General features: G+C 71.1%; 20 protein-coding genes. 10 read left to right on the plus strand and 10 right to left on the minus strand.

Annotation, left to right across the window (positions count from 1 at the left end; all coding sequences use genetic code 11):
• Positions 1 to 15: 15 nt before the first annotated feature.
• From ACFYTQ_RS08560 to ACFYTQ_RS08570, 3 genes are read left to right on the plus strand one after another with little or no spacing between them, the layout of a single operon-like run.
• Positions 16 to 876 carry a carbohydrate ABC transporter permease gene (locus ACFYTQ_RS08560; RefSeq protein WP_387358329.1) on the plus strand — a complete coding sequence of 287 codons (861 nt, stop codon included), beginning with the start codon at positions 16 to 18 and terminating at the stop codon, positions 874 to 876.
• Complete coding sequence (locus ACFYTQ_RS08565) at positions 866 to 1,687, plus strand: carbohydrate ABC transporter permease (RefSeq protein ID WP_387358331.1); 822 nt, start codon at positions 866 to 868, stop codon at positions 1,685 to 1,687. The genes ACFYTQ_RS08560 and ACFYTQ_RS08565 overlap by 11 nt, the downstream gene beginning before the upstream one ends.
• On the plus strand, positions 1,684 to 2,946 hold the full coding sequence (locus tag ACFYTQ_RS08570; RefSeq protein WP_387358333.1) for an ABC transporter substrate-binding protein: 1,263 nt from the start codon (positions 1,684 to 1,686) through the stop codon (positions 2,944 to 2,946). The genes ACFYTQ_RS08565 and ACFYTQ_RS08570 overlap by 4 nt, the downstream gene beginning before the upstream one ends.
• Before the next feature lie 93 nt (positions 2,947 to 3,039).
• Here ACFYTQ_RS08570 and ACFYTQ_RS08575 read toward each other — a convergent pair whose 3' ends face one another.
• The 3 genes from ACFYTQ_RS08575 to ACFYTQ_RS08585 form a co-directional block, all read right to left on the minus strand.
• Positions 3,040 to 3,966: a DNA-3-methyladenine glycosylase family protein gene (locus tag ACFYTQ_RS08575; RefSeq protein ID WP_387358335.1), complete on the minus strand. Its 927-nt coding sequence runs from the start codon at positions 3,964 to 3,966 to the stop codon at positions 3,040 to 3,042.
• A gap of 276 nt (positions 3,967 to 4,242) precedes the next feature.
• Entirely contained in the window at positions 4,243 to 7,011 is a 2,769-nt protein-coding gene (locus tag ACFYTQ_RS08580; RefSeq protein WP_387358337.1) for an FAD-binding and (Fe-S)-binding domain-containing protein, read from the minus strand.
• A 72-nt stretch (positions 7,012 to 7,083) separates the two neighbouring features.
• The gene (locus tag ACFYTQ_RS08585) at positions 7,084 to 7,983 is read right to left on the minus strand and encodes an NADP-dependent oxidoreductase (protein WP_387358339.1); all 900 of its coding nucleotides are present in this window, start codon (positions 7,981 to 7,983) and stop codon (positions 7,084 to 7,086) included.
• Positions 7,984 to 8,119: 136 nt separating this feature from the next.
• On the opposite strand from ACFYTQ_RS08585, the gene ACFYTQ_RS08590 reads away from it, so the two are divergent.
• The 4 genes from ACFYTQ_RS08590 (at position 8,120) to ACFYTQ_RS08605 (ending at position 12,348) form a co-directional block, all read left to right on the plus strand.
• Positions 8,120 to 10,000 (plus strand): ABC transporter ATP-binding protein, encoded by a 1,881-nt coding sequence (locus ACFYTQ_RS08590; RefSeq protein WP_387358341.1) that lies wholly within the window; start codon positions 8,120 to 8,122, stop codon positions 9,998 to 10,000.
• A gap of 3 nt (positions 10,001 to 10,003) precedes the next feature.
• On the plus strand, positions 10,004 to 10,420 hold the full coding sequence (locus ACFYTQ_RS08595) for a VOC family protein (protein WP_387358343.1): 417 nt from the start codon (positions 10,004 to 10,006) through the stop codon (positions 10,418 to 10,420).
• Between the two features lie 33 nt (positions 10,421 to 10,453).
• Positions 10,454 to 11,053 (plus strand): TetR family transcriptional regulator, encoded by a 600-nt coding sequence (locus ACFYTQ_RS08600; RefSeq protein WP_387358345.1) that lies wholly within the window; start codon positions 10,454 to 10,456, stop codon positions 11,051 to 11,053.
• A gap of 92 nt (positions 11,054 to 11,145) precedes the next feature.
• Entirely contained in the window at positions 11,146 to 12,348 is a 1,203-nt protein-coding gene (locus ACFYTQ_RS08605; protein ID WP_387358347.1) for a cytochrome P450, read from the plus strand.
• Here the strand turns inward: ACFYTQ_RS08605 and ACFYTQ_RS08610 are convergent.
• From ACFYTQ_RS08610 to ACFYTQ_RS08635, 6 genes are all read right to left on the minus strand, one after another.
• Positions 12,307 to 13,509, minus strand: coding sequence for a Cmx/CmrA family chloramphenicol efflux MFS transporter (locus ACFYTQ_RS08610; RefSeq protein WP_387358349.1), 1,203 nt, complete (start codon positions 13,507 to 13,509; stop codon positions 12,307 to 12,309). The genes ACFYTQ_RS08605 and ACFYTQ_RS08610 overlap by 42 nt on opposite strands.
• 77 nt (positions 13,510 to 13,586) lie before the next feature.
• Positions 13,587 to 14,159, minus strand: a complete 573-nt coding sequence (locus ACFYTQ_RS08615; protein ID WP_387358351.1) for a TetR/AcrR family transcriptional regulator — start codon at positions 14,157 to 14,159, stop codon at positions 13,587 to 13,589.
• A gap of 43 nt (positions 14,160 to 14,202) precedes the next feature.
• Positions 14,203 to 15,195 carry an oxidoreductase gene (locus ACFYTQ_RS08620; RefSeq protein WP_387358353.1) on the minus strand — a complete coding sequence of 331 codons (993 nt, stop codon included), beginning with the start codon at positions 15,193 to 15,195 and terminating at the stop codon, positions 14,203 to 14,205.
• Between the two features lie 18 nt (positions 15,196 to 15,213).
• Positions 15,214 to 17,034 carry a hypothetical protein gene (locus tag ACFYTQ_RS08625; RefSeq protein ID WP_387358355.1) on the minus strand — a complete coding sequence of 607 codons (1,821 nt, stop codon included), beginning with the start codon at positions 17,032 to 17,034 and terminating at the stop codon, positions 15,214 to 15,216.
• A 2-nt stretch (positions 17,035 to 17,036) separates the two neighbouring features.
• Positions 17,037 to 17,822 carry an enoyl-CoA hydratase/isomerase family protein gene (locus tag ACFYTQ_RS08630; RefSeq protein ID WP_387358357.1) on the minus strand — a complete coding sequence of 262 codons (786 nt, stop codon included), beginning with the start codon at positions 17,820 to 17,822 and terminating at the stop codon, positions 17,037 to 17,039.
• Positions 17,823 to 17,880: 58 nt separating this feature from the next.
• Complete coding sequence (locus ACFYTQ_RS08635; RefSeq protein WP_387358359.1) at positions 17,881 to 18,936, minus strand: DNA polymerase IV; 1,056 nt, start codon at positions 18,934 to 18,936, stop codon at positions 17,881 to 17,883.
• A gap of 58 nt (positions 18,937 to 18,994) precedes the next feature.
• Between ACFYTQ_RS08635 and ACFYTQ_RS08640 the strand changes: the two genes are divergently transcribed.
• The 3 genes from ACFYTQ_RS08640 (at position 18,995) to ACFYTQ_RS08650 (ending at position 21,351) form a co-directional block, all read left to right on the plus strand.
• Positions 18,995 to 19,576: a TetR/AcrR family transcriptional regulator gene (locus tag ACFYTQ_RS08640; protein WP_387358361.1), complete on the plus strand. Its 582-nt coding sequence runs from the start codon at positions 18,995 to 18,997 to the stop codon at positions 19,574 to 19,576.
• Positions 19,573 to 20,013, plus strand: a complete 441-nt coding sequence (locus tag ACFYTQ_RS08645; protein ID WP_387358363.1) for a PaaI family thioesterase — start codon at positions 19,573 to 19,575, stop codon at positions 20,011 to 20,013. The genes ACFYTQ_RS08640 and ACFYTQ_RS08645 overlap by 4 nt, the downstream gene beginning before the upstream one ends.
• A gap of 114 nt (positions 20,014 to 20,127) precedes the next feature.
• Positions 20,128 to 21,351, plus strand: coding sequence for a glycosyltransferase 87 family protein (locus ACFYTQ_RS08650; RefSeq protein WP_387358365.1), 1,224 nt, complete (start codon positions 20,128 to 20,130; stop codon positions 21,349 to 21,351).
• Here the strand turns inward: ACFYTQ_RS08650 and lon are convergent.
• Complete coding sequence (gene lon, locus ACFYTQ_RS08655) at positions 21,314 to 23,650, minus strand: endopeptidase La (protein ID WP_387358367.1); 2,337 nt, start codon at positions 23,648 to 23,650, stop codon at positions 21,314 to 21,316. The two genes, ACFYTQ_RS08650 and lon, sit on opposite strands and share 38 nt — an antisense overlap.
• Between the last annotated feature and the right edge of the window lie 100 nt (positions 23,651 to 23,750).

Here is a 23,750-nt window from a genome sequence, read left to right on the forward strand (position 1 = left end):
GTAGCGTCGCTCAGCATGAATCGTCGGCTGCGCCGGGCGGGGACGAGTTATCTGTTGTTGCTGCCGAGCCTGATCGGGGTCGGCGGCTTCCTGCTGCTGCCGATCGCGCTGGTGGCGTGGCTCAGTCTGCACAGCTGGAACTTGTTGGGGCCCATGACTTTCGCCGGATCGCGGAACTGGCGGTCGGTGCTGGGCGACGGCGAGTTCGGGCACGCACTGCTGGTGACGCTCGCGCTGACGGCGCTGGTGGTGCCGGTGCAGACCGCGCTGGGTTTCGCGGTCGCGCTGCCGCTGGCGCGGCGGCGGGGCGGGGCGGCGTTGCGGGTGCTGTACGCGCTGCCGTGGATGTGCGCTCCGGTGGCGGTCGGGGTGGTGTGGCAGTGGCTGTTCGCGCCGAGCGACGGGGCGCTGAACGCGCTGCTGGGGCGGCGGATCGAGTGGCTGTCCGATCCGGTGCTGGCATTGCCGTCGGTCGCGGCGGTGAGCGTCTGGGCGAACGTGGGTTATGTGGCGTTGTTCTTCGTGGCGGGGCTGCGGGCGATTCCGGCGGAGATCTTCGACGCCGGGGCGATCGACGGGGCGACCGGGTGGCGGCGGACGTGGTGGCTGACGCTGCCGCTGCTGCGGCCCACCCTGTTCTTCGTGCTCGTCACCGGAACGCTCACGGCCTTCCAGACTTTCGACACGGTGTACGCGCTCACCAAGGGCGGGCCGGGCGGGCGTACCGAGGTGGTGGCGATGCGGATTTTCACCGAGGCGTTCGACGCGGCCCGGCCCGGGCGGGCGGCGGTGATGGCGCTGGTGGTCTTCGCGGTGATGTTCGTGATCACCCTCGTGCAGCATCGATACCTTCGGGAGCGCTCGGATGCGAACTGAGTTGGCGCGCGGGGCGATCGCCTATGTGGTGCTGTCGATCGGGGCGGTGCTGACGGTCGCGCCGCTGGTGTTGAGCGCGCTGACGGCGGTGAAGACGTCCGAGCAGTTCGGGGCGGAATCGCCGTTGTCGTGGCCCGATCCGGTGACCGGCGACAACTTCCGGACCGTGCTCGATCAGGGGTTGGGGCGGGCCTTGGCGGTGACGGCGGTGATGACGGCGTTGATCACGCTGGGGCAGTTGGTGTTCTCGGTGCTGGCGGCGTACGCGTTCGCGCACACCGAGTTTCCGGGGCGGGAGGTGCTGTTCTGGATGTATCTGGCGACCATGATGGTGCCGCCGATGGTGACGTTGATTCCGTTGTATCTGATGTTCGCGCGGCTGGGGTTGCTGAATACGTTCTGGGCGTTGGTGTTGCCGTTCGTGTTCGGCTCGCCGTACGCGATCTTCCTGCTGCGGCAGTTCTTTCGCGGGATTCCGGCGGAGCTGATCGGGGCCGCGCGGGTGGACGGGGCGTCCACGCTGGATGTCATTGTGCACGTGGTGGTTCCGATGAGCAGGCCGGTGCTGGCGACGCTGGCCGTGATCACCGTGGTGTCGCAGTGGAACAACTTCATGTGGCCGCTGGTGGCCAGTAGCGGGCGGACGTGGCAGGTGCTGACGGTGGCGACGGCGAATCTGCGGACCGAGTACGACGCGCGGTGGACGCTGGTGCTGGCGGCGACGACGCTGGCCATCGCGCCGTTGGTGGTGTTGTTCCTGGTGTTCCAGCGGCAGGTGCTGCGGTCGATCTCGTGGACGGGGCTGAAGTGAAGACCTCCACCCGGGCCGTGCTGGGGATCGCGCTGGCGGCCGTCGTGCTGGTGGCGGCGGCGTTTTGGCTGGGGCGGGGCGGGGATTCGGCCGGGCGGACGGTGCTGCGGATGCGGATCTGGGACGCGAGTTTCGTTCCGGTGTACCGGGATTCGCTGGCGGCGTTCGAGCGGGTGAATCCCGATGTGCGGGTGGAGGTCACGGTGGTGCCGTGGGCGTCGTATCCGCAGAAGCTGCGGCTGGATGTGTCGGGCGGGACGGCGGACGACCTGTTCTGGACCAATGCGTTCGAGGATTACGCGGACGCCGGGCGACTGATTCCGATCGATGGATCGATCGGGGACGCGGCGGGGTGGGATGCGTCGGCGGTCGCGCAGTACACGCGGGGCGGGAGGCTGTGGGCGGTACCGCAATTCGTGGACGGGGGGACGGCGGTGTTCTACAACCGGGACCTGCTGGCGGCGGCCGGGGTGGATCCGGGTGAGGTGGGTTCGGCGCGTTGGGGTTCGGGGGACGGGGACGAGTTCACGGGGTTGTTGCGGCGGCTCGCGGCGGTCGCGCCGTACGCGTACAACGCCGGGGGTGATTTCCAGTCCCTCGAACTGCCGTATCTGGGGTCGGCGGGTGGGCGGTTCCAGGACGGGGAGCGGTTCGTGTTCGACGAGCCGCCGGGGGTGGTGGCGTTCTCGTATCTGCGCGGGCTGATCGCGCAGGGGCTGGCGCCGTCGGCGGCGGATACGAACGGGAGCGGGGACTTCGCGAAAACGGCCTTCCTGCAAGGGAAGATGGCGTTGTTCCAGTCGGGGACGTTCAATCTGGCGCAGATCGCGGAGCAGGCGCGGTTCGGGTGGGGCGTGGCGATGCTGCCCAGCGGTCCGGCGGGGCGGGTGAGCACGAACAACGCGATCGGGGTGGCGGGCAACGCGGCGACGCGGCATCCGGACGCGGTGCGGCGGGTGCTGGCCTGGCTGGGGAGCGCGGCGGGGAATCGGTTCGTCGGGGAGAACGGCACGACGGTGCCCGCGGTGCTGGCCGATCAGCCGATCTATCGAGAGTACTGGTCCCGCAAGGGTATCGATGTGCGCCCGTTCTTCGACGTCCTCACCGGCCCGCGCATCGCCTCCGGCGGCGGCCCCGGCTTCCCCGCGGCGCTGAAGGCGATCGAGCCGATCCTCGCCGAGATGTTCCTCGGCCGCACCCCCGTTCCCGACGCCCTGCACCGCGCCCGCGCCGCCGCCGAGCGTGCCGCCCACCCCTGAACCAGCCCCAGCCGCACCCTTTGTTCGGATCCGCACCCGTTGTGGGGGGCTGGAAGGGGTGCGGATTCGAATAAGGGGTGCGGCTGGGGTGGTTCAGATTTGGGAGTGGTCTACCAGGGGGGTGCGGGGGGCGAATTTGGGTTTGTGGGCCTGGCCGGAGATTTCGAGGAGGCGGATGGCTCGGTAGCGGTGGGGGCGTAGGGGTTCGAGGTAGGTGATCATGGTGGGGTCGTCGATGGGGTGGCCGAGGAGGGTCCAGCCGACTATGGCCGCGAGGTGGTAGTCGCCGACCGAGAGGGCGTCGGGGTCGCCGAAGGCGCGTTGGGCGACCTCGGCGGCGGTCCAGACGCCGATGCCGGGGATGGTGCACAGGCGGGCGGCGGCCTCGGAATGGGGGAGTTCGGCGGCCTGTTCGAGTTTGTCGGCGACGCGGGCGGCCAGCACGATGGTGCGGGACCGTTGCGGGTCGACATTGGCGCGGTGATACGTCCAGGAGGGGATGTGGCGCCAGGTCTCGGCGGCCGGGGGGACGCGCAGCGGGACGGGGGCGGGGCCGGGGGCCGGATCGCCGAAGCGCCACACCAGTTTTCGCCAGGAGGCGCGGGCGGAGACGGTGTGCACGCGCTGTTCGAGGATCGCGGGGACCAGGGCCTCGAAGACCAGTCCGGTGCGGAGCATGCGCAGGCCGGGGAAGCGGCGATTGGCCTCGGCGATCTTGGGATGGTCGGGGGCGAAATCGGTGACGTCCTCGTCCAGGCACAGCATATGGGGCAGGCGGTCGAGGAATTCGGCGGCGCCCGGACCCCACGCGCGGGCCTCGACAGCGCGCGGGCCGGACTGGGCGAGCCGGTAGGTCACCGGTCCGCTCGGCAGGCGGGCGGCCCGCCAGTGCGCGCCGTCGGGCGTCACCCGATGACAGGGGTCCCCGCTGCCGCGCCGCAGGGGAGCCACGGTGTGCGCCAGGTCGATCGGACGGTCCGCGATCACCGTGCGCTGCGCCTCCGCGGTCCCGAACCTCACCGGGGAATTATGCCTCGCGGCGCGGAGACGGCAACGGGGAATGGATCACACCCGATTCGGGCGCGCCCGGCGTAACGGAACATTCCCGCACCGCGATTCTTCTGTCGATCTACATCATTACCGGCAATTGACCGGCATCCTTATCCGGGAGGTTTCGAATGGTCACCAATCTGTTGAACTGGCTGCTCAGCGCGCTGGGCGGCGTCTTCGCGGGCAGCTCGGGCTACCAGATCCCCCCGGGCACCCTGCCGTTCGGCAGCTGAGCCGTTCCCGACCTCACCGGCCCAGCAGGAACTGGGCCAGATGCCGCCCGCTCCGGTCGGCCAGCTGGTCGGCCTGGGTGCGGCAGGAGAATCCGTCCGCCAGGAAACGGGCGTCGGGTCCGGCCGCGCGGAGCGCGGGCAGCAGACCGTTTTCCGCGACCGCGACCGAAATGTCGTAATGGCCGGACTGCATCCCGAAATTGCCAGCAAGTCCACAGCATCCGGTGATTTCGGTCACCTCGGCACCGGACTGCCGGAGAATGCGGCGGTCGGCGTCGAAGCCGAGGACGGCGTGCTGATGGCAATGCGGTTGCACCACCACGCGGTCGCCGCTGCGATCGGGCGGCGACCAGTCCGGCTGCGCGGCGAGGAATTCCGCCAGCGTGCGCACGGCGCGCGCGGTGGCCGCGGCGCGCGGATCGTCGGCGAGCAAATCGGGTAGTTCCGCGCGCAGCACGGCGGTGCAGGACGGTTCCAGTCCGACGACCGTGCCGCCCGCGGCGACGTGCTCGTCGAGCGCGGCGACCGTGGCGCGCAAACTCTTTCGCGCGCCGGTGAGCTGACCGGTGCTGATCCGGGTGAGGCCGCAGCACACCCGTTGTTCGGGAATGCGGACGCCGTATCCCAGGGATTCGATGAGTTCGACCGCCGCCCAGGCGATCTCGGGCGCGAAGGCATCGGTGAACGTATCGATCCACAGCAGCACCGGCGTGCCGCGCGCCGCCTCGGAGCGGCGTCGTCGCCACTGCGCGCGGAAGCTCTCCCGCGGCAGCACCGGGATCTCGCGGCGCGGATCCATGCCCGCGGCGCGCAGGCCCAGTCGGCGCAGCGGTCCATTGGCTCCGAAGGCGTTGACCAGACGCGGCATTCGCGTCGCCGCGCCCAGCCAGCGGGGCAGTTGCCCGAGGGTGTAGTGGTCGCGGGGACGGATCCGGCCGCGATAGCGACGGTGCAGGGTCTCGGCCTTGTAGGTGGCCATATCGACACCGGCCGGGCAGTCCGACGCGCACGCCTTGCAGGACAGGCACAGGTCCAGCGATTCGGCCACGCCCGGCGATCGCCAGTCGAGGTCGCCGCGGACCACCTCTTGCAGCACCCGGGCCCGGCCGCGGGTGCTGTCCTTCTCGTCGCTGGTGGCCAGATAGGACGGGCACATGAATCCGCCCGTCGCGCTAGTGTCGGCGCGGCACTTGCCGATTCCCACGCAGCGGTGCACGGCGGTGCCGATGTCCCCGTCGGCGGGGAAGACGAAACCGTCGGCGGGCGCGGTCGGCCCGATGCCCGCCAGCCGCAGATCGGCGTCGATCGGGCGCGGGCGCACCGCGATTCCCGGATTGAGCACGTCGTCGGGATCGAACAGGCCCTTGAACTCCTCGAACGCGGTCAGGACCGCCGGAGAGTACATGCGCGCCAACAGTTCCGAGCGGGCCCGGCCGTCGCCGTGCTCACCCGACAGCGAACCACCGTGGGCCACAACCAGATCCGCGGCGTCCTCGAGGAAGGCGCGGAACCGGTCCGGCGCGTCGGCGATCGGCAGATCGAGGCGCACATGGATACAGCCGTCGCCCAGATGCCCGTAGAGCAGTCCGTCCACCCCGTGGGCGCGCAGGAGGGCGTCGAACTCGCGCAGATACGCGCCCAGTCGCTCGGGCGGCACGGCGGCGTCCTCCCAGCCGGGCCAGGCCGGATGCCCCGCGGGCGTGCGGCCCGCCAGGCCCGCGCCGTCGGCCCGGATGCGCCACAGCCGGGCGGCCTCCGCCGGGTCGGCCACGATGCGGGTGTCCAGGGCGTGCGCCGTCGCGCACAGCCCGAGCGCGAGGTCGCGGGCGAGTTCGGCGCTGTCGGCGGCGATTTCGACGAACAGCCAGCCGCCGCCCCGGGGCAGCTCGAGCACCGTGCCCCGATGCGCGCGCACCACGTCGACCAGGCGGGCATCGATGCCCTCCACCGCGATCGGCCGGGCCGTCATGACCGCGGCGATATCGTCGGCGGCCGTGGGCATATCGGGATAGCCGAGCACGACCAGCAGGGTGGCGGCGGGCAGCGGCACCAGATTCACCGTGGCCTCCAGCAGCAGCCCGCAGGTGCCCTCGGTGCCCACGAAGGCGCGGGCCACCGCCGAACCCCGTTCGGGCAGCAGATGTTCCAGCCCGTAGCCGGACGCCTGCCGCTCGAACCGGCCCAGGTCGGTGCGGATGAGGGCGAGGTGGCGGCGGACGAATTCGGGCAGGCCGGGCACCGCGGCCGGATCGTTGCCCAGGCGGCGTTCGGCGCCCGTGCCGTCGAGCACGCGCACCGCGCGCACGGTGTCGGAGGTGCGGCCCCAGGCCACCGCGCGCGGGCCGCAGGCGTTGTTGCCGATCATGCCGCCCAGCGTGCAGCGGTTCTGGGTGGACGGGTCGGGCCCGAAGCGCAGGCCGTGCGGGGCGGCCGCGCGTTGCAGCTCGGCCAGCACCAACCCGGGACGCACTCGCGCGCAACGGTTTCCGGGGTCGATCTCGAGCACATCGTTCAGATGACGACTGAAGTCGAGCACCATCCCGGTGCCCACGGCATTGCCCGCCACCGAGGTGCCCGCTCCCCGAGCCGTGACGGGCAGCCCCTCGGCCCGCGCGAATTCCAGCGCGGTCGCGACATCGCCCTCCCCGCGCGGAAAGACGACCGCGGCGGGACGCACCCGATAGTTGGAGGCGTCGGAGGAGTACTCGGCCCGCCGCCGCTCATCGGCGTCCACCTCCCCGTCGAGCGCGGCCCGCAACCCCCGCACCCACGAATCGCTCATGCCCTCACCCTAGGCCGCCCCTCGTGGCGGGACGGCACGGCCACGATCGACTGACGGGCGCGCGGGGGACGGTCAGTCGACGGTCAGGACGATCTTGCCGAGGCCGTGGCCGGTGCGGCTTTCCTCCTGGGCGGCGGCGGCCTCGGCGAGGGGGAAGACGCGGGGAGCGCCGGGGAGGCGGTATTCGCCGTCGGCCACGAGGCGGGCGACCCGGTCGACGGCGGCGAGGTCGGCCTTGCCGCCGCGGGAAAAGAAGGCGACGCCCTTGTCGCTCGCGGTGGTGTCGGCGATGGTGACGATGCGGTCGGTGCCGCCGCGCAATTCGATTGCGGCGTCGAGGAATCCGTGGCCCGCGCAGTCGAGGATCGCGTCCACGCCGTCGGGGGCCAGGGCGCGCACGCGGTCGGCCACGCCGTCGCCGTAGGTGGTCGGCGTCGCGCCGAGTTCCCGCAGCACGTCCTGATTGGCCGCCGACGCGGTGCCCAGCACCCGGGCGCCCGCCGAGCGCGCGAGTTGGACGGCGATCGCGCCGACCGCGCCGGAGGCGCCGTTGACGAGCAGCGTTTCGCCGGAGGTCACCTTCAGGGCATCGAGTGCGCCGGAGGCGGTGTTGGCGGCGACGGGGATCGCCACGGCGTCGGGGAAGGACAGGGCGGCGGGCTTGGCGGCCAGCTGGGTGGCCAGGGTGTACTCGGCGTAGCCGCCGCTGACGGCCCAGCCGATCACCTCGTCGCCGACCCGCCAGCGGGCGGCGGGGCCGACGGCGTCCACGACGCCCGCGATCTCGAGGCCCGCCCCGGCCGGGAACTCGAGCGGACCGAACAGGCCCTCCCGGCGTTTCCAGTCCGCCGGATTCACCCCGGCCGCGCGCACCGCGACCCGCACCTGCTCCCCGGTGGGGTCGGGCACGGTCGCCTCGACCAGTTCCAGTACCTCGGGTCCGCCGAAACTCTCGAATCGAATGGCTTGCACGAGATCGACTCTACGACGCTCGCCTTTCGCCCTCGGCGAACGACGGGCGGGCCGGGAAGTCTTGCTCTCAACCATTGTTGAGGTCTTAGTGTCGGTGGCCCGGGGTTGACTGTCCGGGAGCGGAAGGAGCGGGCGGATGAGCATCGAATCGGTGGCGTGGAGTCAGCTGTATCGGCAGGCGAACGCGCCGCAGGAGCGGCGCGGATTCAGCCGCGACACGGCGGCCCGGATGCTGCGGTTCGCGCGGCCGCATCGGCTGCCGCTGATCGGCTTCCTGCTGTTCAGCGTGTTGTCCGCGCTGCTGGCGGTGGCCAATCCGGTGCTGGCCGGTCGCGTCGTCGACCGCATCGTCGGACATGCCGAGCCGTCGACGGTGGTCCGGCTGGCCGTGATCATCGGCCTGGTCGCGGTGGCCGACGCCGCGCTGGGCATCCTCATCCGGTGGCTGTCCGCGCGCATCGGCGAGGGGCTCATTCTCGATCTGCGCACGGCCGTGTTCGACCACGTGCAGAAGATGCCGGTCGCCTTCTTCACCCGCACCCGCACCGGCGCGCTGGTGAGCCGCCTCAACAACGACGTCATCGGCGCGCAGCGCGCGTTCAGCACCACGCTCTCGGGGGTGGTCACCAATATCGTCACGCTGCTGCTCACGCTGGTGGTGATGATCGGGCTGTCCTGGCAGATCACGCTGCTGTCGCTGGTGCTGCTGCCGCTGTTCATGCTGCCCGCGCGGCGGATGGGCATCCGCATCGCCGGAATCCAGCGCGAGGCGGCGCAACTCAACGCGGCGATGAGCACCCAGATGACCGAGCGCTTCTCCGCGCCGGGGGCCACGCTGGTCAAGTTGTTCGGCCGCCCGCGGCAGGAGTCCGCGGAGTTCGCGCTGCGCGCGGGACGGGTGCGCGATATCGGGGTGCGCACGGCCATGTTGCAGACGGTGTTCGTGACCGCGCTGACGCTGGTGTCGGCGCTGGCGGTGGCCCTGGTCTACGGTCTCGGCGGCTGGTACGCGCTGCGCGGTGAGCTGGACGCCGGTGCGGTGGTGGCCCTTTCGCTGCTGCTCACCCGGCTGTACACGCCGCTGACCGCGCTGGCGAGCGCGCGGGTGGACATCATGTCGGCGCTGGTGAGTTTCGAGCGGGTCTTCGAGATCCTGGATCTGAAACCGCTCATCGAGGACGCGCCCGACGCGAAACCCGTTCCGGCCGGGCCGGTGTCGGTCGAGTTCGACGAGGTGCGCTTCGGCTATCCGGCGGCGGACAAGGTGTCGCTGGCCTCGCTCGAGGACGTCGCCACCCTGGACGCGCGCGGCGGGGTCGAGGTGCTGCACGGCATATCGCTGCGCGCCGAACCCGGGCAGATGATCGCGCTGGTCGGCTCGTCCGGTGCGGGCAAATCGACCATCGCGCAACTGGTTTCGCGGCTCTACGACGTGGACTCGGGGGCGGTCCGGCTGGCCGGGGTGGACGTGCGCGAGCTGACCGGTCGTTCCATCCAGGACACGGTCGGCCTGGTCACCCAGGACGGACACCTGTTCCACGACACCATTCGCGCGAACCTGTTGCTGGCCCGCCCCGACGCCACCGAGGCCGACCTGTGGGACGCGCTGCGCCGCGCCCGCCTGCACGACCTGATCGCGTCGCTGCCCGACGGCCTGGACACCATGGTCGGCGAGCGCGGCTACCGCCTCTCCGGCGGCGAACGCCAGCGCCTCACCATCGCCCGCCTGCTGCTCAAACAGCCGCGCGTGGTCATCCTCGACGAGGCCACCGCCTCGCTCGACTCCACCTCCGAGGCCGCCGTCCAGGAGGCGCTGGCCGAGGCCCTCGACGGCCGCACGGCTCTGGTCATCGCGCACCGATTGTCCACCGTCCGCAACGCGGACCAGATCCTGGTCATCGAGGACGGCCACATCATCGAACGCGGCACCCACGCCGAACTCCTGGCCGCCGACGGCCGCTACCACGAGCTGTACCGAACCCAGTTCGCCGACGACTCCGAACCGGCCGCGGCGTAACCGATGTGGCCCGACGGGCTCCGGGTCGGCGCGGTCCGCTTCGCCCGGCCGACCGCGAATTACGATGCGGCCGTGGCCTTCTACGGCGAGGTGCTCGGCCTGCCGGTGCTGGCGCGGTGGCGCGATCACGACGGCTACGACGGCATCGTGTTCGGTCTGCCGGGCAACGCCGTGCACCTGGAGCTCACCCGGCACGGCACGCCGCCGGTGATCCCCGAACCGCATCCGGAGAATCAGCTCGTGCTCTACCTGGACGGCCCCGAGGCGCTCGCCGCGGTGGTCGCGCGGCTCACCGCGCACGGCCACCAACCGGTGCCCGCGGCCAATCCGTACTGGCCCCGCAACGGCGCGGTCCTCTTCGCCGATCCGGACGGCTGGCTGCTGGTGCTCGTGCCGTGGATATTCGGCGAACGGGACTGACGCGACCCCTACGCTGCTGGGCAGGAGTCGGCGGTGGAGGAGTGGATGGTCGGGGACGCGGGGCGGCGGCGGGATGCGGCGGTGACGCGAGAGGTGATTCTCGCGGCGGCGCGAGAGTTGTTCGCGGAGCGGGGGTTCGAGCGGGCCACCGTGCGGGAGATCGCGGGGCGGGCGGGGGTGAATCAGGCGCTGCTCTTTCGGTATTTCGGGAGCAAGGAGGAGCTGTTCCGGGAGTCGATCGCCGATCGCGGGCGGCGGGTGCTCGCCGAGGGGGAGGCGGCGGGGCTGGTCGGGCGGTTGCTGAGTCACATGTTGGAGTCGGGCGAGGCCGAGTCGCCCGGGCCGTGGTTGCAGGCGGCGCTGCGGTCGAGCGGGCACGACGAGGGGACCGAGGCGATCCGGCGGGAACTCGGTGACGAGTACGTGGCCGCGCTGTCCGGGCTGACCGACGGGTCCGACGGCGAACTGCGCGCGGATCTGGTGCTGGCGTGGTTGCTGGGCATCGCGCTGATGCGGTCGGTGCATCACCGGGAACCGCTGGCCGGGGCCGATCCCGCCGACGTTGCCCGGCATGTGCTGCGCGCCGCGCGGGTGCTGCTGCCCGGTCTGGACCCGAATTTCCCGCCCGGATAAGGGCTTTCGACGCGTTGACGGGCCGGTGTGACCGAGCCTACATTGATGTAAGCGATCGCTTACATGCTGTCGGCCTCGGGTAGGGAGACCCCATGACCGTGAACACCGAAGCGCGCCACTACCCCTTCGGCGAACCAGTCCGCCTCGACATCGATCCGAATTACGCGATTTTGCGCCGGGAGGAACCCGTCACCCGGGTGCGCCTGCCCTACGGCGGGGAGGGCTGGCTGGTCACCCGCTACGACGACGTCAAGCAGGTGCTCGCCGATCCGCGCTTCAGCCGCGCGGAAACCGTTGGGCGCGAGGATATTCCGCGCATGTCGCCGGCGCCGTCGCGGCCCGATTCGCTGCTGAGCATGGATCCGCCGCAGCACACCCGGTTGCGCAAACTGGTCGCCAAGGCGTTCACCGGCCGCCGGGTCGCCGCGCTGCGCCCGCACGTGCGCGAGATCGTGGACGGGCTGCTGGACGCGATGGAACGCGACGGCGCGCCCGCGGATCTGGTGGCGCGCTTCGCCTTACCGCTGCCGGTCACGGTGATCTGCGAGATGCTCGGGGTGCCGACCGAGGATCAGCACCGCTTCCGCGACTTCTCCGACACGGTCCTGTCCACCACCGCCTACACCCGCGAGCAGATCGACGCGGGCCGGGCCGAATTGGAGCGCTATCTCGGCGAATTGGTGAGCGAGCGGCGCGAACGGCCCACCGACGATCTGCTGGGCGCGCTGGTCGCCGCCCGCGACGACGAGGACCGGCTCAGCGAATCGGAACTGGTCAACCTCGGCATCGGCCTGCTGGTGGCGGGGCACGAGACCACCGCCAACCAGCTCGCCAACTTCACGTATCTGCTGCTCACGCAACCGGAGCGGTGGGAGTTGCTGCGCGCGCACCCCGACCTGGTCCCCGGCGCGGTCGAGGAGCTGCTGCGCTATGTCCAGCTCGGCTCGGGCGGCGGTTTCGCGCGGGTGGCGACCGAGGACGTCGAATTGCACGGGGTCACGGTGCGCGCCGGGGAGTCGGTGTTCACGAATCTGCAGGCGGCCAATCGGGACGAGACCGTCTTCGCCGATCCGGAGACCCTCGACCTGACGCGAAAACACAACCCGCACATCGCCTTCGGCTACGGCGCGCACCACTGCCTAGGCGCGCAACTCGCCCGGGTGGAATTGCAGATCGCGCTGGGCGCACTGCTGCGACGACTTCCGACACTACGGCTGGCGGTGCCCGTGGAGAACGTGCCCTGGAAGACCGGCCTACTGGTGCGCGGACCCCGCGAACTGCTCGTGGCCTGGTGAGGAAACCGTTGTGCCGGAATCGGTTCGGCCGAGCAGGTGCGACCAGCCCACCAGCGCCAGCGCGGCCGCGGCGAGCAGCGCGCCGAGCCAGGCGACCGAGGTGTAGTCCAGGCCCGCGTCCAGGCCGAGGCCGCCGAGCCAGGGGCCGAGGGTGATGCCGATGTTGAAGGCGACGACATTGCCCGCGGCGCCGAGCGTGGTGGCGGCGGGGGCGAGGGTGAACACGCGGCTGTTGGAGACCGGATTGGTGCCGAAACCGAAGGCGCCCAACAGGAACACGAGCACCGCGACCGGCGCGAGGTGGTGCGCGGTGAGCGCGAGCAGGACCGAGGTGAGCACCAGGCCGGAGATGCCCACGGCCAGGGTGCCGGTGGGATGCGCGTCGGCGACCCGGCCCCCGACCGCGATCCCGAGGAAGGCGCCGACGCCGTACACGGCGAGCAGGGCGGGCACCCAGCCGGGGGACAGGCGGGTCGTCTCGATGAGCAGCGCGCCGAGGTAACCGAAGGTCGCCATCACCCCGGCGATCGCCAGGGTGGTGCTGCCGTAGAGCAGTCCGACCTGCGGGGTCGCCATGGCGCGCAGCTCCTTTCGGAGATCGGCCGTGGTGGTCGCGCGGCTGTCGGGCACCCGCAGCAGGACCCCGATCATGGCGATCGCGGCCAGGATCGTCACCGCCCAGAACGCGGCCCGCCAGCCGAGATGCTGACCGAGGAAGGTTCCGGCGGGCAGGCCGACGATGGTGGCGACGGTGAGTCCGCCCGCCACGACGCTCATGGCCCGGCCCCGCGCGTTCTCGGCGACCATGCCCACGGCCGCCGACGCGCCCACCGACCAGAACCCGGCGTAGACGAAGGCCGCGATCACCCTGGTGCCGAACAGGATCCAGTAGTTCGAGGTCAGCGCCCCGGCCGCGTGGGCGACGACGAATACCGCGAGGAAGGCGAGCAGCGCGGTGCGCCGCGACCAGCGCCGGGTCGCGACCGCGAGCACGGGCGCGCCCACCAGCATGCCCAGCGCGAAGGCCGAGATCAGCAGTCCCGCACGGGGTATCGAGACGGCGAGATCGGCGGAGATGTCGGGAAGCAGGCCCGCCGCCATCAACTCGGAGGTGCCCTGGGCGAAGATGGACAGGCCCAGGATGTAGACGGCCAACGGCATGGGAACCCTCTCTTTTTTGGATCGTTCAGTTCAAAACTCGGGCACGCGAAACACGCCGAGCGACAATGATTTTCGGATCAGAGACAGTCGAGCGCCACGTCCGCGATGCCCGCGAGCGTCGCCCGATCGGCCCCACCCCGGGCGGCCACCCGCATCCCGCCGATCGTCGCGCTGACGAACTGCGCGAGATCGGCCGCGGGCCGTTCGGTCCGGATCTCACCGGCCCGCTGACCGGCCTCGATCATCGCGGTGAGGGCGGTGAGCCGCCGGTCCAGATCGGCGCGCAGCAGGTCGGCGACGCCCGCGTCGCGCGGGCCCAGCTCCACGGTGGAATTCACCACCAGGCAGCCGAGCGGATCGTCCTCCGGGGCCTCGACGACATTCCACAGCAGTGCGCGCACCCGGTCCTTGACCGGGCCCGCGGCGTCCACGGTGGCGAACAGGCCCGCGTTCTTCTCGTCCATGTACCGGCGCAGCGCGCGGCGGAACAGGTCCGGTTTGCTGCTGAAGGTGTTGTAGATGCTGCTGCGGCCCAGACCCGTCGCGGCGCACAGGTCCTGCGTCGAGGTGGCCTCGTAGCCCGCGGACCAGAACGCGCGCATCGCGGCGTCCACGGCGCGGTCCTCGTCGAACTGCTTGGGACGTGCCATGATCGAACCCTAGCACGTTTTGAATCGCTCAGTCCAAAAAAATTCAGAACTCGCCCGCGACACCCAGGACCGTGCGGCCGGAGTGGTGTCCGGCGCGGATGGCGTGCAGCACCTCCTCGACGTGGGTGATGGGCGCGTAGTTCTCGAGCAGCGAAAGATGTTGCGGCTTCAGGTCTTTGCCGAGGCGGCCCCACAGCGCGCGGCGTCGCTCGATCGGGTACTGCACGGAGTCGACGCCGAGCAGGGCGACGCCGCGCAGGATGAAGGGCAGGACCGTGGTGGGCAGTTCGGGGCCGCCGGTGAGGCCGCTGACCGCCGCCGCGCCGCCGTACTCGATGGTGCTGAGCACGTGGGCGAGGGATTTACCGCCGACGCTGTCGACCGCGCCCGCCCAGCGCGCCTTGCCCAGCGGCCGCGGTTTGGCGTCGGGATCCTCGGGGAGGCGGCCGATCACCGATTTCGCGCCGAGGGTGGCCAGCAGTTCGCCCGCGTCGGACTTGCCGGTGGAGGCGACCACCTCGAAGCCGAGTCCGGCGAGGATGTCCACGGCCACGCTGCCCACGCCGCCGGTCGCCCCGGTGACCAGGATCGGGCCGGAGTCGGGGGTGAGGCCGCGGTCCAGCAGGGCCTGCACGCTCAGCGCCGCGGTGAAACCGGCGGTGCCGAGGGCGGCCGCCTCGCGCGGCGTCAGGCCGTCGAGCGCGACGACCCAGTCGGCCGGGACGCGCGCGTATTCGGCGAATCCGCCGTTGCGGGAGACGCCGATCTCGTAACCGTGCGCGATCACCGGGTCGCCGGGGGAGAAGTTCGGGTCCTCGGAGGCGGACACCTCGCCGATGATGTCGATGCCGGGCACGATCGGATAGTTCCGCACCACCCCGCCGCCGCGGGTGATGGCCAGGCCGTCCTTGTAGTTGGCACTGGAGTAGTGCACCTTGATCGTCACCGCGCCGTCGCCGAGGAAGTCGTCGCCGACCTCCTCGCGCGCCAGAGTCACGCCGTTGTCCGTCTCGTGCGCCACCATCGCCCAGAACATGATCCCGAGCATAGGTGCTCACCGGTCGTAGTACGCGACGCCGACCGGGCCGACCCCGACGCAGACGTCCAGACCCGGGGTGTGCGAACCGATTCGGAGGGTCTCGCCGTTGCCGATCAGGCGCACGTAGACGGTGTGCAGCCCCGCGGTGACCGGGACGACGACGGTCCGGCCGTGTTCGAGGCCGACGGTGATCTCCCCGTCCCGGCTCGCCAGGTAGTTGAGCTGCGCGGTCCACCCGAAATCCAGCAGCGGTCCGTCGAGCGCGAGATCGACCGGTTGCGCGGTGGCGATGTGGTAGCCGCAGCCGGGCACCGGACCCGGCACGATCGCCCGGTTCCACCAGATCCGGGCGTCGGTGAGCGCGCCCGAATCGGTGAACATGCGCAGCCTCGGGGTGGAGTCGGCGAACGCCCCCGGCGGCGCGACCGGCGACAGCACCCGGCTCGCCAGATTCTGGGGATGGGTGAGCGGGCTCAGCACATCCCAAGGCACCTCTTGATCGAGCAGCGGCGTTCCGTCCCGCACGGCCGCGCTCGCGTTGGTGAGGTAGGTCCGGGTCGGGCTGATCGACCAGGAGTTCGCGAACGTGACGGTCGACCAGAGGCTGCTGGCCACGAAGGCGATCGTCACGAGCAGGGGCGCGGCGGCTCGGAAACGATTGCGCGCCACGCTGGTTCGAGGCGTCGACCGGCGGGGACGGGCGCGCAGGAGGAGCGCTCCGGCGGCGGTGAGGACGACCGTCACGTCCGCGAGATAGCGCAGCGACTGCATGAGTTCGGCGGCGGTTCCGGGTCCGCCGCGGATCAGCACGACGGGCAGTTGCGCCAGCAGGACGTAGCCGACGACCATGAGCCACAACGGGATCACCCGGCGACGCGTCCGGACCGATTGCGCGACAACCACTCCCAGCGCCAGCCAGGACAGGATCACCGCCCAGCCGGGCGGCGTCGCCCAGGGCGTGGACGGGAGCCAGCGGGCCCAGCTCCACGGGCCGCCCAGCAGGGTCGGGACGATGCCGAGCGAGGTGGCGCTGTGCAGGAGGCGGCGCACGCCCTCGGCGTCGCCGCGGGTGGCCGACGCGTGCGCCACGGTGAGGTAGACCGGCAACCAGCACACCAGGACCGAACCGGTTGCGGTCCAGAGTGTTCCGGCCCGGCGGAGCACCGTGCGCAGGGGACGTGGGTCGCCGTCCAGGTGCCGCGCCAACGCAGCGACGGCGAAGGCCACGAACGGCACGACGACGGACTTCTCGAAGAACAGCAGCCCGATCGTCAGCACCACGACCGCCGAGACGGCGTATCGCCGCCGACCGGTGCGGAGCAGGGCCACCGCGTCGCCGATCACCCACGCCATGGCGAATTGCAGTGGCAGGGCGTTCAATCCGGCCGACCACCAGGCGAAGGCGGGCAGGGTGAGCGGGCAGAACAGGTAGAACGCGAACGGGAGCAGCACCACCGGGCGGGCGCGGGCGCGCGGCACCAGGATCAGCAGCATGCGCAGCACCGCGACCCCGGCCGCGGCCTGCCACAGCAGCAGCGACACCACCGGCCCCGCCCAGTGCAGCGGCGCTGTCGCGGTCACCAGCCACGCGGTGGCGAAGGCGAGCGGCATGAAGTGGCCGTCGTGGTCGTACAGCAACAGATCCGCCGACAGCAGCGGATGGTCGCCCGCCCGGCCCACCAGGATCAGATCGTCCCAGTAGAAGTAGCCGCGCCCGGCGACCCAGCCGCGAATCGCCCACTGCGCCACCAGCATCGCCGCGGCCGCGAGCAGCACCGGCCGCGACCGCCGGGACACGGTCGCGGACTCCGGCGCCTCGGCCACGGCGACGGCCATAGTCAGCGGAAGGTCGGGGCCCGCTTGGCCAGGAAGGCGGTGATGCCCTCGCGCCCGTCCTCGGAGTCCGCGCAGGCCCCGATGAAGGCGGCCTCGCGCGCGAGCTGCTCCTCGAGGGTGTGGTCGGAGGAGACCAGCAGCAGCTTCTTCACATTCGCGTTGGCGTGCCGGGGTCCGGCGGCGAACTGCTCGGCCAGGGCGTCGACCGCGGCGGTGAGTTCGGCGTCGGGGACCACGCGGTGCACCAGGCCCCAGTCGAGGGCCTCGGCCGCCGACAGCGTGCGGTTGGTGAGCATGAGTTCCTGGGTGCGGCGCAGGCCGATCAGGCGCGGCAGATAGTAGGACGAGCCGCCGTCGGGGCTCAGTCCGGCGCGGGTGTAGGCCATGGTGAACGACGCGGATTCGGCCGCCACCACCAGATCGGCCGCGACCGCCAGGCTGAATCCGGCCCCGGCCGCGATGCCGTTGACCGCCACCAGCAGCAGCGCGTCCATCCGCGCGAACGACGACATGGCCTGATGCAGGTCATCGGCCAGCTGTTTGACGTACGTGCCCGCCCCGGATTCCGCGGCCGCCATGGCCTTCAGATCGCCCCCGGCGGAGAAGAACTTCCCCGCGCCGGTCAGGACGACCACCTTGAGCGTCGGATCGTCGGCGCACAGCGCCGCGAGTTCGGCGAGTTCCCGGCCCAGGGTCGCATCGATTCCGTTGGCCGCCTTCGGCCGGTCGAGCGTGATCCGGGCGGTGGCGCCCGTCCGCTCGAACCGGAGCGTCGCGTAGTCGGTCATGCCGTCGCCTTCCCATCGAGTCTGCCCGCCCAGCATGTCAAATCCCCGCGCGCGGTGATCACCGCGGGACCAGTTCCAGGCGTACGCCGAGCAACCGGACCGGGCGGTCGAGCTCGAATCGGCCGAGGACCTGCACGGCCGCGCGCACGATCGTCGCGACGTCGGCGGTCGGCTCGGGGAGTTTGCGTTGTTTGGTGCGGGTGTAGAACGTGTTGGTGCGCACGGTGACCCCGACGCGCTGGGTGATCCGGCCCGCCTCGATCATCTCCTCGGCCACCTCGGTCGCCAGCCGGACCACCTGCCGTTCGATCTCGGCGCGCTCGGTGAGGTCCTGCGGGAAGGTCTCGGAACGGCTGCGGCCCACCGGGATTCGCGGCTCGGTCACCACGTCGGTGTCGCCGCGCCCGTTGCCGAGCAGCCACAGGTACGGGCCCGTGCTCGGGCCGAACTCCGCGGCCAGGGCGGTGCGGTCGGCCGCCGCGAGCTGGGCGACGGTCTCGATGCCCAGGGTCGCCAGGCGCGCGGCGATGCGGGCGCCGATACCCCACAGGGCGCTGGTGGGGCGGTCGGCCATGAGCCGGTCCCAGTTCTCGGCGGTGAGGCGGAAGACGCCGGTGCCGCCGGGCGCGTGCTCGCCCTTGCCGACCGTTTTGGCGAAACCGGTGGCGAGTTTGGCGCGAAGTTTGTTGTCGCCGATGCCGATCGAGCAGGTGAGCGCCAATTCCGCGACGGCGGAACGGATCTCGCGGGCCAGCCGTTCGGGATCGTCGGTGTCGGCGGCGAGGAACGCCTCGTCCCAGCCGAGCACCTCCACCCGCACCGGGAACGCGCGCAGCCGGGCCATGACCTCCTCGGACGCCTCCTCGTAGGTGGCCATGTCCAGCGGCAGGAACACCCCCTCCGGACATTTGCGGGCGGCGGCGCGCAGCGGCATGCCCGCGTACACGCCGAAGGCGCGGGCCGGATAGGACGCGCACGTCACGACCTTGCGGGGCTCGTCGGGATCGCCGTTGCCGCCGACGATGACCGGCCGGTCCCGCAGCTCCGGGTGACGGCGGAACTCCACCGCCGCCTGGAACTGATCGAGGTCCACGTGCAACAGCCACCGGGGCACCCTCTCGTCTTACCCCACCCGGGTGACAATCCAGCGGAACCAGAATAATATTCTGTTCGTGAAGATTCGTGATCGGTTGCTGCTGGCGGCCGAGCGGCAGTTCGCCGAGCACGGGACGGTCGAGACCACCCTGGGCCAGATCCGCGACGCCGCCGGGGCGAGCGTGGGCGCGCTGTACCACCACTTCCCGGACAAGGCCGAGCTGTACCGGCAGGTGTGGGCGAACGCGCTCGCGGACTATCAGCGGAATCTGTGGGCCGTGGTCGGCGCGAGCGTCGACGCGCGCGCCGGGATCACCGGCGGCGTGGTCGCGCATCTGCGCTGGGTCACCGAGAACCAGTACCGGGCCGCGGTGCTCACCTCGGCGCGGCCGCCGGGGGTGCGCGAGAGCGAGTCCAATCAGGTGTTCCTGCGCGATGTCTGGCGGTGGTGGCGCACCCACGCGGCCTACGGCACCGTGCGCGATCTCGGCTTCGATCTGGTGTACGCGCTGTGGCTGGGGCCCGCCCAGGAGTACGCGCGGCACTGGCTCGGCGGCGAGATCACCACCGCGCCCACCGCCGTCGCCACCGAACTGGCCGAATCCGCCTGGGCCGCATTGCGCGCGCCCGCACCCGACGAATCAGGAGCATCCCGATGACCGCTCTCCCCGATCTCGACCTGGCCCGGAAAGTCCTTGCGGCACAACCGTTCAGCGTGCTCGTCGGCGCGGAGATCAGCGCGTACGGCGACGGGGCGGCCACCCTGGTGATCCCCATCCGGCCCGAACTGGGTCAGCAGTTCGGTTATGTGCACGGCGGGGTGCTGGCCTACGCGGCCGACAACGCGCTCACCTACGCGGCCGGATCGGTGCTCGGGCCCAACGTGCTGACCGGCGGCTTCTCCATCACCTATCTGCGGCCCGCCGCGGGGGTGCGGCTGCGGGCCGAGGCGCGGGTCACCGGGGCCACCCGGAGGCAGGCGGTGTGCCACTGCGAGATCTACGCCGAACCCGAGCACGGGGAGCCGGTTCTGGTCGCGGCGGCGCAGGGCACGACCCGCGCGGTCGAGCGGGAATTGACCACGCCGGCATCCTGATTCGGCCGTTCTCGGTGACCTCGGTCTTCGGGGCATGACGCGGCGGGTCTTCTTTAGCTAGGTTGAACGGTCGTGCGTCCATCACCGCCGCTTCGCGCGCGTACCACGCTCCGGGTGCTGGGGATCGTCGCGGTGCTGGCGGTCGTGCTGGTGTTCACGCTCGTGGATCCGTGGCTGGATCGCGCGGGCATCCTGGTGGGCGGGCTGGATGTGCACGTCTATCGGGACGGGGCCTGGAAGATCCTGCACGGGCATCCGCTGTACACCGAGCCGAGCGTGTACGGGTTGTTCTACACCTACACGCCGTTCTCCACGCTGCTGTTCATCCCGATCGCGCTGTATCCGTGGGGATGGGTCACCAACACCTGGCTCCTGGTGAATCTGGGCGTGTTGTTCGGCTGCGTGCTGCTGTGCTGGCGGATTCTGGGGTATCGGCTCGAGCGGCGAATCGTGGCCGTGAGCGCGGTGGTCGCGCTGGCCTGCGTCTTCGTCGAGCCGGTGCGCACCACGCTGTACTACGGGCAGATCAATCTGGTGCTGATGGCGTTGGTGCTGTGGGACTGCGCGCGGCGCGAGGGCGACCGGTGGCGCGGGGTCGGCGTCGGGCTGGCGGCGGGGATCAAGCTGGTGCCGCTGTTCTACGTGGTGTATTTCCTCGCGCTGCGGCGCTATCGGACGGCCGTGACCGCGGCGGCGGTGTTCCTGGCGACCGTGGTCGTCTCGGCGCTGGTGCTGCCCGCGGATTCGCGGCAGTACTGGACCTCGACGTTCTTCCACTCGGAGCGGATCGCGCAGGACACCCACGCGGCCAATCAATCCCTGCGCGGGGCGATCGCCCATCTGCTGGGGCATTCCGCGCCGGTGTGGTTGTGGGTGCCGCTCGCGGTCGTCGTCGCGGTGGCCGGGCTGAGCATCGCGGTCGCGTGGTATCGACGCGACGAGCGGCTGCTGTCGATCGCGGTGGCCGGGATGACCGCGTGCGGGGTGTCGCCGTTCTCGTGGAGTCACCACTGGGTGTGGCTGGTGCCGTTGCTGGTTCACCTCGTGCATCGGGCGCAGACCCGGCCGTGGTGGTGGGCGCTTGCGGGCCTGGTGTATCTGGCCGCCGGATCGTGGACCTACGAGTGGACGCCGCAGTGGGTGGTGGTCGGGTTGATCATGTACCCGCCGACGTGGGTGATCGCGCCGATCCTGATGAATCTGTACGTGACGATGTTGCTGATCCTGTTGGCGGCGTCGGCGATTCGCCTGTGGTGGCCGCGGCCCACCGCGAGAGTGGGCCGCGGCCAGTGGTTTCCGCTCAGGCCGAGGCGAGCGCCTGGTACGCCGGTTCGGTGACCGGTTCGATCGCGTAGGCCAGGATCTCGGCCACGTCGGCGACCGGGCGGACGTCCAGCGCGGCGAGCACGTCGGCCGGGACCTCGTCCAGATCCGGCTCGTTGCGGGCCGGGATGAACACGGTCTTCAGGCCCGCGCGCTGGGCGGCCAGCAACTTCTGCTTGACGCCGCCGATCGGCAGCACCCGGCCGTTCAGCGTGACCTCACCGGTCATGCCGACATCGGCGCGGACCTGCCGGCCCAGCGCCAGCGACACCAGGGCGGTGACCATGGTGACGCCCGCCGAGGGACCGTCCTTGGGCACCGCGCCCGCGGGGAAGTGGATGTGGATGTTGCGATCCAGCACCGCGGGCTCGATCCCGATCTCCTCGAGATGCGAACGGACGTAGGTCAGCGCGATCTGCGCGGACTCCTTCATGACGTCGCCCAGCTGACCGGTGAGGGTGAGCGAGCGCTCGCCCTCGGCGGCGTTGGCCTCGATGTAGAGGACGTCGCCGCCCGCGCCCGTGACCGCCAGGCCGGTCGCCACGCCCGGGACCGCGGTGCGTTCCACCGAATCCGGGGTGAAGCGCGGACGGCCCAGGTAGTCTCGCAGATTCGCCGGTTCGACGACGATCGGGGCGGTTGTCTCGCCTTGGGAGAGCCGGGTCGCGGCCTTGCGCAACGCCTTCGCGATCAGGCGTTCCAGCTGCCGCACGCCCGCCTCGCGGGTGTGGTTCGCCGCGATCTCGCGCAGCGCCTCGTCGGTGACGCGCACCTCGTCGGCGGTCAGCGCGTTGCGTTCCAGCTGGCGCGGGACCAGGAAGTCGCGGGCGATGGCCACCTTGTCGTCCTCGGTGTAGCCGTCGACCGTGATGAGTTCCATGCGGTCCAGCAGCGGGCCCGGAATGGTGTCCATGACGTTGGCGGTCGCGATGAACAGCGCGTCGGACAGGTCCAGATCCAGGTCCAGGTAGTGGTCGCGGAAGGTGTGGTTCTGCGCGGGGTCCAGGACCTCGAGCAGCGCCGCCGCCGGATCGCCGCGGTAGTCCGAGCCCACCTTGTCGATCTCGTCCAGTAGCACGACGGGATTCATCGAACCCGCCTCCTTGACCGCGCGCACGATCCGGCCGGGCAGCGCGCCGACGTAGGTGCGCCGGTGGCCGCGGATCTCCGCCTCGTCGCGCACGCCGCCCAGGGCGACGCGAACGAACTTGCGGCCCAACGCCCGTGCGACGCTCTCGCCGAGCGAGGTCTTGCCCACGCCGGGCGGGCCGACGAGCACCAGCACCGCGCCGGAGCCGCGACCGCCGACGACCTCGAGTCCGCGCTCGGCGCGGCGGGCGCGCACGGCCAGGTACTCGACCATGCGATCCTTCACCTCGTCCAGGCCGTGGTGGTCGGCGTCGAGGACCGCGCGGGCAGCCGAGACATCGGTCGAGTCCGTGGTTTTCACCGTCCACGGCAGTTCGAGCACGGTGTCGAGCCAGGTGCGGATCCAGCCCGCCTCCGGGCTCTGATCGCTGCCGCGCTCGAGCCGATCGACCTCGCGCAGGGCCGCCTCGCGGACCTTGTCGGGGAGGTCGGCCTGTTCGACGCGGGTGCGGTAGTCCTCGGCGCCGTCGGGCTCGTTCTCGCCCAGCTCCTTGCGGATCGCGTTGAGCTGCTGGCGCAGCAGGAACTCGCGCTGGGACTTCTCCATCCCCTCGCGCACGTCCTCGCTGATCTTCTCGGTGACCTCCATCTCGGCGATGTGGTCGCGCACCCAGCCGATCAGCGTGGTGAGCCGTTCGGCGACGTCCGGGGTTTCGAGGAGTTCGCGCTTCTGCTCGTTGGTCAGATAGGGCGCGTAGCCCGCGGTGTCGGCCAGCGCCGACGGATCGGTCATCTGCTCGACCATGTCGATCACCTGCCACGCCTCGCGACGTTGCAGCACCGACACGACCAGCTTCTTGTACTCGGCGGCGAGTTCGCGGGTGCGGCCGTCCGGCTCACCGGTCTCCACCGGTTCGGCCTCGACCCACAGCGCGGCCCCCGGCCCGGTCACCCCGTGCCCGATCCGCGCGCGCCGCTCGGCCCGCAACACCGCCGCCTTCGCACCCCCGCGCATCCGCCCGACCTGCTCGATCGTGGCGACCACGCCATAGCCCGCGTACCCCTCCGCCAACCGCGGCGCGAGCAGCACGGACTCCAGATTCGCCGCCTTCGCGGCATCGATCGCGGCCTGCGCCGATTCGTCCAGTTCGATCGGCACCACCATCCCGGGCAGCACGATCGGATCGGTCAGGAACAGCACCGGTAGTCGTTGTGGGGTAGTCATCGTTTTCGAGCCCCTTCCAAAGTTGAGCGCTACCTACTCAACCTGGCGGGGTGGTCCGTTGTTCCGGATGGATGTTCACCGGCAGCGAAAGCGGGTCGCG

Origin of the sequence: Nocardia sp. NPDC004068 (genome assembly GCF_042874315.1) — a bacterium.
Classification (GTDB): Bacteria; Actinomycetota; Actinomycetes; order Mycobacteriales; family Mycobacteriaceae; genus Nocardia.

What these genes read in the sequence shown, in the direction of transcription:
- ACFYTQ_RS08560 (WP_387358329.1), top strand. Translation starts at nt 16, where the DNA reads ATGAATCGTCGGCTGCGCCGGGCGGGGACGAGTTATCTGTTGTTGCTG.
- ACFYTQ_RS08565 (WP_387358331.1), top strand. Translation starts at nt 866, where the DNA reads ATGCGAACTGAGTTGGCGCGCGGGGCGATCGCCTATGTGGTGCTGTCG.
- ACFYTQ_RS08580 (WP_387358337.1), bottom strand. Translation starts at nt 7,011, where the DNA reads ATGAGCGATTCGTGGGTGCGGGGGTTGCGGGCCGCGCTCGACGGGGAG.
- ACFYTQ_RS08590 (WP_387358341.1), top strand. Translation starts at nt 8,120, where the DNA reads ATGAGCATCGAATCGGTGGCGTGGAGTCAGCTGTATCGGCAGGCGAAC.
- ACFYTQ_RS08595 (WP_387358343.1), top strand. Translation starts at nt 10,004, where the DNA reads ATGTGGCCCGACGGGCTCCGGGTCGGCGCGGTCCGCTTCGCCCGGCCG.
- ACFYTQ_RS08605 (WP_387358347.1), top strand. Translation starts at nt 11,146, where the DNA reads ATGACCGTGAACACCGAAGCGCGCCACTACCCCTTCGGCGAACCAGTC.
- ACFYTQ_RS08610 (WP_387358349.1), bottom strand. Translation starts at nt 13,509, where the DNA reads ATGCCGTTGGCCGTCTACATCCTGGGCCTGTCCATCTTCGCCCAGGGC.
- ACFYTQ_RS08615 (WP_387358351.1), bottom strand. Translation starts at nt 14,159, where the DNA reads ATGGCACGTCCCAAGCAGTTCGACGAGGACCGCGCCGTGGACGCCGCG.
- ACFYTQ_RS08620 (WP_387358353.1), bottom strand. Translation starts at nt 15,195, where the DNA reads ATGTTCTGGGCGATGGTGGCGCACGAGACGGACAACGGCGTGACTCTG.
- ACFYTQ_RS08625 (WP_387358355.1), bottom strand. Translation starts at nt 17,034, where the DNA reads ATGGCCGTCGCCGTGGCCGAGGCGCCGGAGTCCGCGACCGTGTCCCGG.
- ACFYTQ_RS08630 (WP_387358357.1), bottom strand. Translation starts at nt 17,822, where the DNA reads ATGACCGACTACGCGACGCTCCGGTTCGAGCGGACGGGCGCCACCGCC.
- ACFYTQ_RS08645 (WP_387358363.1), top strand. Translation starts at nt 19,573, where the DNA reads ATGACCGCTCTCCCCGATCTCGACCTGGCCCGGAAAGTCCTTGCGGCA.
- lon (WP_387358367.1), bottom strand. Translation starts at nt 23,650, where the DNA reads ATGACTACCCCACAACGACTACCGGTGCTGTTCCTGACCGATCCGATC.